Annotated in this window: 8 protein-coding genes; 6 read left to right on the top strand and 2 right to left on the bottom strand. The window is 39.3% G+C overall.

The features are described 5' to 3' along the window. Positions 1-2 precede the first annotated feature (2 nt). Complete coding sequence (locus GHI93_RS04225; protein ID WP_343030313.1) at positions 3-2,684, top strand: FtsX-like permease family protein; 2,682 nt, start codon at positions 3-5, stop codon at positions 2,682-2,684. 51 nt (positions 2,685-2,735) lie between these two features. Here the strand turns inward: GHI93_RS04225 and gatD are convergent, their stop codons facing one another. Both gatD and murT read right to left on the bottom strand, forming a co-directional pair. Next, the gene (gatD, locus tag GHI93_RS04220) at positions 2,736-3,509 is read right to left on the bottom strand and encodes a lipid II isoglutaminyl synthase subunit GatD (protein ID WP_153495828.1); all 774 of its coding nucleotides are present in this window, start codon (positions 3,507-3,509) and stop codon (positions 2,736-2,738) included. 32 nt (positions 3,510-3,541) lie between these two features. Beyond that, a complete protein-coding gene (gene murT, locus GHI93_RS04215) occupies positions 3,542-4,891 on the bottom strand; it encodes a lipid II isoglutaminyl synthase subunit MurT (RefSeq protein ID WP_153495827.1) in 1,350 nt (449 codons plus the stop codon). Between the two features lie 163 nt (positions 4,892-5,054). Between murT and GHI93_RS04210 the strand changes: the two genes are divergently transcribed. The 5 genes from GHI93_RS04210 to gyrA all read left to right on the top strand — a co-directional run bounded on the left by GHI93_RS04210 (position 5,055) and on the right by gyrA (position 12,433). Further along, complete coding sequence (locus GHI93_RS04210) at positions 5,055-5,717, top strand: acetolactate decarboxylase (RefSeq protein ID WP_246177019.1); 663 nt, start codon at positions 5,055-5,057, stop codon at positions 5,715-5,717. 204 nt (positions 5,718-5,921) lie between these two features. Further along, the gene (gene lepA / locus GHI93_RS04205; RefSeq protein ID WP_153495825.1) at positions 5,922-7,745 is read left to right on the top strand and encodes a translation elongation factor 4; all 1,824 of its coding nucleotides are present in this window, start codon (positions 5,922-5,924) and stop codon (positions 7,743-7,745) included. Between the two features lie 116 nt (positions 7,746-7,861). Next, entirely contained in the window at positions 7,862-8,674 is an 813-nt protein-coding gene (locus GHI93_RS04200; protein WP_153495824.1) for a transporter substrate-binding domain-containing protein, read from the top strand. Positions 8,675-8,684: 10 nt separating this feature from the next. Continuing rightward, positions 8,685-9,686, top strand: a complete 1,002-nt coding sequence (gene argF / locus GHI93_RS04195; protein WP_153495823.1) for an ornithine carbamoyltransferase — start codon at positions 8,685-8,687, stop codon at positions 9,684-9,686. A gap of 206 nt (positions 9,687-9,892) precedes the next feature. After that, complete coding sequence (gene gyrA, locus GHI93_RS04190) at positions 9,893-12,433, top strand: DNA gyrase subunit A (protein WP_153495822.1); 2,541 nt, start codon at positions 9,893-9,895, stop codon at positions 12,431-12,433. Positions 12,434-12,437 lie beyond the last annotated feature (4 nt).

Genomic DNA, 12,437 nt, shown 5'->3' with positions numbered 1-12,437 from the left:
AAATTCGAACACGGCAATTAAACAAGGAGATTAAGCGTGCCATTACGGGATCAATGGGACGATTTTTGTCGATCTTTTCTTTGATGGTTTTGGGCGTGTTTGCTTTTGTTGGGTTGAAGGTTTCAGGACCTGACATGCGAGCAACGGCAAAGCAATTTTATCAGACGCATCAATTGGCTGATTTAACGGTGACATCAACAATGGGGCTTGATGCTTCTGATCAAAGGGTGATTTCAGATGTCAATGGTGTGAAGCAGGCCGAATTTGGTTATTTTCAAGATGTTCTTTTGGGGCATTCTAAAACTGCGGTGCGCGTTTTCAGTCAAGCTGGAGATTTATCGACTTATCAGCTGATGTCTGGGAAAATGCCGTCACAAGCGCGGGATATTGCACTGGATTATTTATTGTCCAAACACTATCATTTGGGTGAGCAAATTACACTTAATCAGGAGAAAAAAACGACGGATGTTTTGAAAAATCAGACGTTTAAAATTGTTGGATTTGTGAAATCAAGTGAATGGGTGGATAAAAGTAATTTTGGACAAACACTGATTGGTACAGGACAACTAAAGGGTTATGCGTTCGTAGGCGCGCGGGAATTTTCTTCTGACGTTAAAATGATTGCACGGCTATCTTTTAAGGATATGTCTGGACTTTCGCCTTATGATCATGCGTTTAAATCACGTGCATTGAAAAATCAAAAAGCAATGGAAAACGTACTAAATGTGCAGGCTTCGCAGCGTTTAAAAAAAATTCAAGCATCTGGTTTTACTGAACTTAAAAAGGCGCAGACGACGTTGAATGAAAAAAATCAAAGTTTAGATGCACAAATTCAACGCTTAAACTCGCAAAAAGAAGCGATGTCAAAAATTAATCCAAGTGAAACTCAAAATATGGCGGTTACTGACGCTTTAAAATCGCTTGATGATGCAAAAGCGCAATTGGTCAGTGCACAGTCCCATTTGGAGGTGCAAAAAAACACATTGCGTGCGATGAAAGCACCAGTATATACGGTGAATGATCGAAACAGTGCGGATTCAGGATATCAAACGTTCGTGGATAATTCTACGCGAATTGATACTTTGTCAAATATTTTTCCTGTGGTTTTGTTTGCTATCGCGGCGTTAGTGAGTTTGACTACGATGACGCGATTTGTGGAGGAAGAACGCTCAAGTTTGGGATTATTAAAAGCATTGGGCTATACAAATCGACAAATTCGACGGAAATTTATGGTGTATGGTTTTGTTTCTGCGACGTTAGGCGCGCTTGTTGGTGCTATTTTGGGACATTTGATTTTGCCTAAAATCGTTTTTAATGCGTATAGCGCATCATCGACATTTAGCGATTTAAAATTGTTATTTTCTTTAAAATGGACGGTTGTTGCATTTGTTATTGCACTGTTGTGTAGCGTTTTTCCAGCCTATTGGACAACGCGGGAGACATTACGAGAAGGACCTTCTCGGCTATTTTTGGCGAAAGCGCCAAAAGTGGGATCGCGGATTTTTTTGGAACGTGTGCCTTTTATTTGGAAAAAAATGAGTTTTACATATAAAGTAACGGCGCGCAATCTGTTTCGTTATAAAAAAAGAATGCTGATGACAATCGTTGGTGTAGCTGGATGTACGGCGTTGTTAGTGATGGGATTTGAGATTCGTGATTCAATTGCAGGACTTTCAGTGCGCCAATTTGGATCGATTATCCATTATGATTTGATTGCGGTGGAAAAAGATCATGTTTCTAAAACGGATGAGAAAAAATTGGATGCTGTCAGTACTGACAGCAAGGTTAAGCGAGATGCGGACATTCATTTTGAAGTGTTGTCATCACTGACAGCATCAGCCGATGGGAAACAACCCGTTCAGATGATTGTTCCGAAGGATCAAACCTCTTTTTCAAAATTTGTCAGCTTACAAAATCGAACGTCTCAAAAACAGTTGACATTAGGGAGAAAAGGCGCTGTAATTTCTGAAAAATTGGCCAAATTATTGCACGTCAGGGTGGGAGATCATCTGACTTTGGAGAATGAGAACCACAAACGGTATCAAATGAACATTACAGGCATTACTGAAATGTATATGGGACATTACGTTTTTATGAGTGCTTCGGCGTATGAAAAAAGTGCTCATGCGTCGTTTGATGCAAATGCGAAAATGATTGAACTGGTGCATCCGTCGGATAAAAATGTCGAAAGTATGGCTTATCAACTGATGGAAAATCCGTCAATGCTTGCGGTTTCGAAAAATACAGACTTGAAAACGACAATTCAGTCATTCTTGTATGGGATTAATTCGGTCATGGTGGTTTTGATTGTTTGTGCGATTTTGCTTGCGGTGGTTGTGATTTATAATTTGACGAATATTAACGTTTCTGAGCGCATTCGTGAGCTTTCAACAATCAAGGTGCTTGGGTTTTATGATCGCGAGGTGACGTTGTATATTTATCGAGAGACGATTTTATTGAGTGTGTTCGGGATTTTTGCAGGATTTTTGTTGGGGGCTTATTTCCATCGGGTGATTATTACGATGCTTCCGACAGATCTTGTGATGTTCAGTCCAAATTTAGCGTGGAAGAATTTGCTTTTGTCTGCGGTAATCACGATGGCGACGACCCTTCTTTTGAGTGTGATGGTTCATTATAAACTCAAACACGTCGATATGTTGGGCGCGTTAAAAGCAATTGATTAAAAAAAGTTGAATGATTTTTTCATTCAACTTTTTTGTCAGTACTGACAAACGTTAGGCTTTTCTTTTGGCATCAGTAATGCTCTGCCCAGAAGCTTCTTTTCCTAAAATGGTTTCAAAAAGAGGCAGTTCAATTTCGTTTCCGTATTTTTGTTTTAGGGCTAAGGTGACAAGACGATAGGCGAGACGGGCATTTCTTGAGAGCAATGGTCCGTGAAAATAAGAACCAAAGGTATTCTTGTAAATCAATCCTTCCTCACCAGAAACGCCATTATTTCCACCGCCGTAAATCACCTTTCCGAGCGGTTTTTCGTCGTCAGAAAGTGTCGTTCGTCCACCGTGATTTTCAAAACCGTAGTACGTTTCGTCAAATGTTTCGTTGTAGATTTCAACATCTCCAATGATCCGATCATTTCCTGGATTTTCGGTTTTATGTCCAAGAATTCCTGTACATGGAATGGCCGTTCCGTCCGCTAAAATATAGGATTGACCGAGCATTTGATAGCCGCCACAAATTGCAAGCATGGGTTTACCCGCTTCAATATAATCTCGAAGTTCGTCTAATAAATTAAGATGTTCTGAGATGATGCCTTGTTCGTAATCTTGTCCTCCGCCCCAAAACACGAGATTGTAATCGTCAGACTTGAATGAATCACCTAAAGAGACAATATCAAAAGTCATTTGGACGCCGAGTTTTTCGCCGACGTACTTCAGCATGAGAATGTTTCCATTGTCGCCATAAGTATTCATGAGATCACCAAAAAGATGGGCGACGCGCAGGGCGTACGCTGGATTTTTGAGTGTTGATTGGAGGGATGTGTAGGTCATGGTTTTCCTTTTATATTTTAACGGGTGATTGTTTATTTCATTTCTTTTGTGACATAGCCTTTTTCGGCAAGTAATTCGCGCATGGAGAGCATCGCTGTATAAGTCGCAAGAAGATAAACATGATCGTTTGCTTTTGTTTCAATTTCAGTTAATAGTGATGGAAGTGTATCATATTCTGTGATTTTATTTTCGTCAAATCCTGCAACACGTAAGCGTCGCGCCATTTCACTATGTCTGACACCGCCAGTGTAGATCTGATCAATATGCATTTCTTGGATCCGTTCAAAATTCGCATCCCAAATCCAGCTGGTATCAATTCCGTCAGCGTAATTCGCGTTTAATAAGGTCACGAGCGTGAAAGGATAAGGAGCGAGTGTCATCATCTCAAGTGCTTGATTGGCACCAACGGGATTTTTGATTAACACAATTGTAACTGATTTTTGTCCAATTTTGAACGTCTCTTGACGTCCAAAAACAGCTTTACTTTCATCAAATCCTGCTTTAATGACCTCAGGTTTAATGTCGTAAAACTCAGCAACAGCAACAGCACTGAGGGCATTGTAGATATTGTAAAGACCGCCGACATTGATTTTGTAGCTGTTGTCATCAATGACAAATTGTGATGACGTATTCGTGATTTCTGTCAGTGCTGACAGCTTATAATCAAGCGTTGGACGGGCAAAATCGCAGTTTGGGCACTGATAATTTCCCAAATTGGCATAGGTGTTTAACGTGTACTCTAAAATATGATGACAGTTTGGACACAAGACACCTTCGGTATTATAATGTGCCCGTTTTGCATGATGATGATCATGGTCAAAGCCATAATATTTCACGGGATTCACTAATGTTCTGGAATGAAAAAGCGGACTGTCTCCATTGAGTAAAACTGTCGCTTCAGGTGCATTCTCGGCTCCTTTAACAATAAAATCATACGTCGTATAAATCTCGCCATACCGATCCATCTGATCACGAAAAATATTCGTAAATACAAAAAGACTAGGTTTAAGATAGTGAGTGATGCGTGGCAAACTGGCTTCATCAATCTCAAGGACAGCGTATTTTTTCTCGTTTTTGGATGCTTTTTTTGCTTTTAGAAAAGTAGAAACGATTCCTGTGATCATATTTGCACCGGTTTCATTTGTCACAACATGACCGAATGCTTTTTCAAGAATGCCGACGGTCAAAGCCGTTGTTAATGTTTTTCCGTTCGTTCCAGTGACAACGATGATTTCATAGTTTTTTGTCAGTGCTGACAAAATTTCTGGATCAAATTTTAAGGCAATTTTGCCTGGTAAAGTCGAGCCACGCTTGAAAAATTTTTCCAAGATCAGTTGAGCAGACTTTCCTGTGAATTTTGCCAGTGAGGTTTTAATGGTCATGTTGATATTATATCACAGCAAATGAGACAAAACAAAGTTTTGTTTTTTCCTTAGCAGACCTCAAAAAAAGAAATCCCGTTTTTTTAAAATGAGTCAAATTTTGTATTTTTAAAATTGATTTGTGCTATAATGAAAAACAATAAAAATGAAGAAAGCGGATAAAATGAAAAAAAGTAAAATATTCCAACATAATTCCTATACCACGCTGTACGGCGGATTTTATGAAGGTACAATTACAGCAAAAGAGGTGCTGACCCATGGCGCTTACGGCATCGGTACGCTAGATGGAGCAGATGGCGAAGTCATTATTTTAAACGGCCATGTTTATCAAGGCGATAGCAAAAATCAGGTGCGTTTGGTGAGTGCTGACGAAACAATGCCTTATGCAGCAACGGTTGAGCATCATGCAAGTGTCCACCTAGAACATCAAACGCTCAGTCAAGAAACGCTTTTGTCAGTACTGACAGAAAAAATTTCATCTCCAAATGTGCCACACACTGTCCTCATTTCAGGTCAGTTTAGCAAGATTGAAATCAGCTCAAAACCGCCTAAAAATACCGCGCCGTATCTTGAAATTTTAGCGCATCAACCTCACTTCACAAAAACGCAAATTAAAGGCGTGATTGTTGGCATTTGGTCACCGAAACATTTAGAATCCCTATATGGCAACGGATTTCACCTTCATTTTCTCAGCACTGACAAAACATTTGGTGCTCACCTCGTCGATTTTTCCGCTGAAAATGTCACTGTTGAATTTGGAGAAGTCGGCACGATGACTCAAGAATTTTCTGAAAATAACACCACTTTTAACACAATGAAATTTTAATCTCACAACGCCGACTGTAAGTGATCTTACATTGGAAAATTTTGAGCAAAGAAACATTTTTTTCACTCTGAATGCTGTCAGTACTGACAGCATCTTTTTATCTCCTAATCCCCCACAAAAAAAGGCAGCGCACTGACAGATCAAAATTCCTCAGAAAATGTGCTATAATAGATGAAATACCCCGAGTAAAATGAGGAAGTTTTAATGAATATTAAAGAAATGAACGCGCGAAAAGAAAAAATTAGAAATTTCTCAATCATTGCGCATATTGATCACGGAAAATCAACGTTAGCTGACCGAATCTTAGAATTAACCCAAACCGTCTCAAAACGTGAATTGCAAGCACAGATGCTTGATAGTATGGATTTAGAGCGCGAACGTGGCATCACCATCAAATTAAATGCCATTGAATTGAATTATTTAGCAAAAGATGGAGAAACCTATATTTTTCATCTGATTGACACGCCAGGACACGTCGATTTTTCATACGAAGTCTCACGTTCTCTAGCAGCATGTGAAGGTGCAATTTTAGTCGTTGATGCGGCACAAGGCATTGAAGCTCAAACGCTTGCTAATGTTTATCTTGCACTTGATAATGACCTTGAAATCCTCCCTGTCATTAACAAAATTGATCTGCCAAGTGCTCAACCAGAAGTCGTTAGACAAGAAATTGAAGATGTCATTGGACTAGACGCTAAAGATGCTGTTCTTGCGAGTGCAAAAGCTGGGATTGGTATCGAAGAGATTTTGGAGCAAATCGTAAAAAAAGTACCTGCTCCCAAAGGCCACGTAGATGCTCCTCTTGAAGCGCTTATTTTTGATTCTGTTTATGATCCTTACCGTGGTGTAATTTTGCAAGTTCGACTCATGGAAGGTGCAGTCAAAGTCGGCGATAAAATCATGTTAATGAGTAACGGAAAAACGTTTGACGTTACAGAAGTTGGAATTTTTACCCCCAAGGCAGTCAGTCGCGATGTTTTAATGGCAGGAGATGTAGGCTACATTGCTGCCGCCATCAAAACCGTTCAAGACACCCGCGTTGGAGATACGATCACGCTTTTTGAAAATCCAGCAACAACGGCACTTGCAGGATATAAAAAAATGAATCCCATGGTTTTTGCAGGAATCTATCCTGTAGAATCGAATAAATATAATGACCTCAGAGAAGCTCTTGAGCGACTCCAGCTTAATGATGCCAGCTTGCAATTTGAACCAGAAACCTCGCAAGCCCTTGGCTTTGGTTTTCGGTGTGGTTTTCTAGGAATGCTCCACATGGATGTCATCCAAGAGCGCTTAGAGCGCGAATTTGATCTTGATTTGATCATGACAGCCCCATCTGTCATTTATCACATCAAAACAACTGCAAATGAAACGCTTGAAGTCGCAAATCCATCCGAATTTCCAGATCCCACACAAATAGAGCGCATTGAAGAACCGTTTGTAAAAGCAGAAATCCTTGTACCAAACGATTATGTCGGTGCTGTGATGGAACTTGCCCAACGCAAACGCGGTGAATTCATTACAATGGATTATTTAGATTCCAATCGTGTGAATGTTCAATACCACATTCCTTTGAGCGAAATCGTTTTTGAATTTTTTGATAAACTCAAATCCTCCACCAAAGGATATGCCAGCTTTGACTACGAAATCAGTGATTACCGCCAATCTGATCTTGTCAAAATGGACATTCTTTTGAATGGGGACAAGGTGGATGCATTATCATTTATTTCACATAAAGCATTTGCTCAAGAACGCGGCCGATTAATTGTTGAAAAACTCAAAAAACTCATTCCGCGCCAACAATTTGAAGTTCCCATTCAAGCCACGATTGGAAACAAAGTCATGGCAAGAAGTGACATCAAAGCATTACGTAAAAATGTTCTTGCCAAATGTTATGGTGGTGATATTTCAAGAAAACGTAAACTCTTAGAAAAACAAAAAGCAGGGAAAAAACGGATGAAAGCGATTGGTTCTGTTGAAGTCCCACAAGAAGCATTCTTATCTGTTTTATCCATGGATGAGGATTAAAAAATCTGTAACTATTGCAGATTTTTTTTATTTTCTGAATTTTTTCTCAAAATAATGAATAAATATTTGACAATATTCAAAAATGATGTATAATTATAAATCAAGAGGACAAAAATATGAAACTAAAACAACTCATTCAATTGACAATCGTGTTATCAGCAATCGGAATGCTAAGCGCGTGTCAAAAATCATCCCCTCAAACGAGCCTTGACAAGATCAAAAGTAAGGGAGTCTTAACCATCGCAATGTCGCCAGATGATCCACCATTTGAGTATCAAACCATTAAAAATGGAAAAAATACAATTGTAGGATCAGATGTTGATTTAGCTCAAGCCATTGGAAAAAAACTGGGCGTAAAAGTAAAATTTCAAACCATGGATTTCAATAATGTCCTCACAAATCTTGGGATGGGCAAAGTAGATATGGCGATTTCTGATATTTCATATACACCCGCTCGAGCAAAAACGTATGATTTGTCCAAAGTTTATTATCATACTGCAAATGTGCTTTTGATAAAAAAATCAAATGTGAATAAATATAAAACACTTTCAGATTTGGATGGGAAAAAATTGGCAGTTCAAAAAGGAACCATCCAAGAGCAGCTCACGCAACAAAAACTCTTAAAAACAACTGCAATTTCACTCTCACAGATGGGCGATGAAGTCAATGAGTTAAAGAGTGGTCAAGTTGCAGGCTCCGTCATGGAGGAAATGAGTGCAGAAAGTTTTGTTTCAGTTAATCCAGATTTAATGATCGCAAAGATCACCCTGCCTGAACTTTCAAACAGCTCAGGAATGGTTGTTGCACTGCCAAAACACTCATCAGCACTCAAATCAAAAGTAGATGCTGTGATTGATCAATTGCAAAAAGATGGCGCAATTGATCAATCCGTCAAAAAAAATTACGCCCTTTCACAAGCCAATAAATAGGAGAAATCACATGTTTCAAGGAAAAAACTTTTTAAAAGAAATCGACTTCACAAAAGATCAATTGCTCTATCTCATTGATTTTGCCATTCATCTAAAAAAATTAAAACAACAAAATATCGCACATCACTATTTAACGGACAAAAATATCGCGTTAATTTTTGAAAAAACATCAACGAGAACGCGTGCTGCTTTTACTGTTGCCGCTCAAGATTTAGGCGCTCATGTGGAATTTTTAGGTCCACACGACATTCAACTTGGGAAAAAAGAATCCATTTCTGATACTGCAAAAGTCCTTGGTGCGATGTTTGATGGCATTGAGTTTCGTGGATTTAAACAATCAGATGTTGAAATTTTAGCAAAAGAATCGGGTGTACCTGTATGGAATGGACTGACGGATGCTTGGCACCCCACACAGATGCTGGCTGATTTTATGACCATCAAAGAACATTTTGGAACACTTCAAAATATTAATTTGGTTTATGTTGGGGATGGACGAAATAATGTCGCCAATTCACTTCTTGTTACAGCAGCGATTTTGGGAGTTAATGTTACAATCGTCTCGCCAGAAGCATTGCAGCCAACAAAGGAAATTCAAAATCTTGCGCGTGATTTAGCTATGAAATCACGCAGTAAAATAACGATTCGATGTGATGTGGATGCTGTTGAAAAAGCAGATGTCATCTATACAGATGTCTGGGTCAGTATGGGAGAAGAAGATCAAACAAAAGCAAGAATCAAAGCATTATTGCCTTATCAGATTAATCGTGCAATGACAGATAAAATCATCAATAAAGATTTTGTTTTCATGCACTGTTTGCCAAGTTTTCATGATTTAAATACCACGGTGATGAAAGAAATTAAATGGGAATATAACCTCAATGAACTTGAAGTTACCGATGAAATTTTTAATTCAGAACATTCCATTGTTTTTCAGCAATCAGAAAATCGGATGCACACCATTAAAGCAGTCATGGCAGCAACACTTGGAAATTTATTTATTCCAAAAGTCTAAAAAGCGTATGAAACGCTTTTTTATTTTTGAAAAACGTGTATGATGAAATAAACAACGTACAATGTTTTGTAATTTTATCACGAAAACAAAAGGGAGTTATTAGTAGAAAGTCGCAAAAAATCAGTTTTTTTGATATAATAGAAGAAGTATGTTTACAAGCGGAATTTTATTCCTTTTTGTTAAATTTTGCTTTGAAAGTGGGAAACATGGAAGATAAAAATGTTGTAACAGTCAATCTTGCAAAAGAAATGCGAACGAGTTTCATCGATTATGCGATGTCCGTTATTGTTGCGCGTGCTTTGCCAGATGTCAGAGACGGTCTTAAACCAGTCCACCGCCGAATTATTTATGGAATGATTGATGGAGGATACACTCCTGATAAACCGCATCGGAAATCAGCAAGTATCGTCGGAGATGTCATGGGGAAATATCATCCTCACGGAGATTCTTCGATTTATGAAGCGATGGTGCGGATGGCTCAATGGTGGAGTTATCGGCATTTACTTGTTGATGGACACGGAAACTTTGGGTCGATGGACGGTGACGGAGCCGCTGCGATGCGTTATACAGAAGCGCGGATGTCCAAATTAGCACTTGAATTAGTGAGTGACATTAATAAAAACACGGTTGATTTTGTTGATAATTATGATGGATCACAGCGTGAACCTGTGATTTTGCCGGCACGTTTTCCAAATCTTTTAGTGAATGGAACGACGGGGATTGCTGTTGGGATGGCGACAAACATTCCGCCACATAATTTGGCAGAGACAATTGATGCTGCGGATCTCTTGATGGAAAATCCTGATGCGACACTTTCTGATTTGATGAATGTGCTTCCTGGACCTGATTTTCCAACGGGTGGAATTGTGATGGGAAAAGCTGGGATCCGTCGTGCTTATGAGACTGGACGAGGCTCAATCACGGTGCGTGCAAAAACGCACATTGAAGAACTTTCCGGCGGTAAAGAGCGCATTGTGATTACAGAGCTGCCTTATATGGTGAACAAAGCAAAATTGGTTGAACACATTGTTCGATTAAATCACGAAAAACGGATAGACGGGTTGACTGCGGTGCGTGATGAATCGAATCGTTTAGGGATTCGAGTAGTCATTGAAGTGCGTCGAGACTTGTCAGCAGCAGTGATTTTGAATAATTTATTTAAATTGACGAGTTTACAAACTTCGTTTGGTTTTAATATGTTAGCGATTGAAAATGGTGTGCCAAAAGTCCTTTCACTTAAGCAGATTTTAGTGGATTATATTGAACATCAGATTGAGGTCGTTACACGGCGCACTCAATTTGATAAAAATCGAGCTGAAACGCGGGCGCACATTTTAGAAGGACTCAGAATCGCACTTGATCATATTGATCGAATCATAAGCATTATTCGGGAATCTAAAACAGATGCGATTGCTCAAGAAACAATGATGGCAGAATTTGTCCTATCAGAAAAACAATCTCAAGCGATTTTGGATATGCGTTTGCGTCGACTCACTGGGTTAGAACGTGATAAAATAGAAGCAGAGTATCAAGATCTATTGGCCTTGATTGCGGATTTGACGGATATTTTAGCAAAACCTGAGCGTGTGAAACGCATCATCAGAGATGAAATGGAAGAAATTAAACGTAAATTTGCGGATGAGCGAAGAACAGAACTTTTAGTCGGGGATGTTTTGACCATTGAAGACGAAGATTTGATCGAAGAAGAAGATGTTTTAATTACTTTGTCAAACAAAGGATACATTAAACGCCTTGCAAATGATGAATTCCGTGCGCAAAATCGTGGTGGACGTGGGGTCCAAGGGATGGGAATGAGTGACAATGATTTTGTTCAACATTTAGTTTCGACTTCAACCCATGATTATCTGCTCTTCTTTACAAATAAAGGACGCGTGTATCGGATGAAGGGATATGAAATTCCTGAATACGGTCGAAGTGCAAAGGGACTTCCGATTGTTAATCTTTTGAAACTTGATGAAGATGAAAAAATCGCAACAGTGATTAATGTTGAACATTCTGAAATTGAGCGGTATCTCTTCTTTACGACGCGTCTTGGAATCGTGAAACGGACGAACTTAAATCAATTTACTAACATTCGAACGAATGGCTTAAAAGCGTTGAATTTACGCGATCAGGATGAGTTGATTAATGTGCTTTTGACGCAAGGGGAAGATGAAATCATTATCGGAACACACAATGGCTATTCTGTACGTTTTGTAGAAAATCTTGTACGCGATATGGGACGCTCTGCAACTGGAGTAAAAGGGGTCAATTTGCGCGAGAGTGACTTTGTTGTTGGATCATCAACGGTCAACGAAGGACAAGAAATTCTTGTAATCTCTGAAAATGGACTTGGAAAACGAACATTAGCCTCAGAATATCCTACAAAAGGTCGTGGTGGTAAGGGAATTAAAGTCATGAATATCACCGCGCGCACGGGTAAATTGGCTGGACTTTCTGCGATCAATGGTGATGAGGACATTATGGTAATCACTGATACAGGAGTCATTATCAGAACCAGCGTTCAAAATATTTCACAAACAGGACGAAGTGCTCAAGGTGTGAAAGTGATGCGACTTGACGATGATGCACAGATTGTGACCTTTGCTTTGGTTGATGCTGAGCGTGAAGCGGATGAGCTTGAGCTTGATGCTGATGGCATAAACTTAGATGATGCTGTCAGTACTGACAGCTCACTTGAGCGTCTGATTGAAGCTGCAACTCAATCGGAAGATGAGAAAGAGTGAAAAT

Origin of the sequence: Lactococcus hircilactis (assembly GCF_009601015.1) — a bacterium.
GTDB classification, from domain to species: domain Bacteria; phylum Bacillota; class Bacilli; order Lactobacillales; family Streptococcaceae; genus Lactococcus; species Lactococcus hircilactis.
Note: the sequence above shows the minus strand (reverse complement) of the source record. Positions and strands in the feature narration are given on the sequence as shown.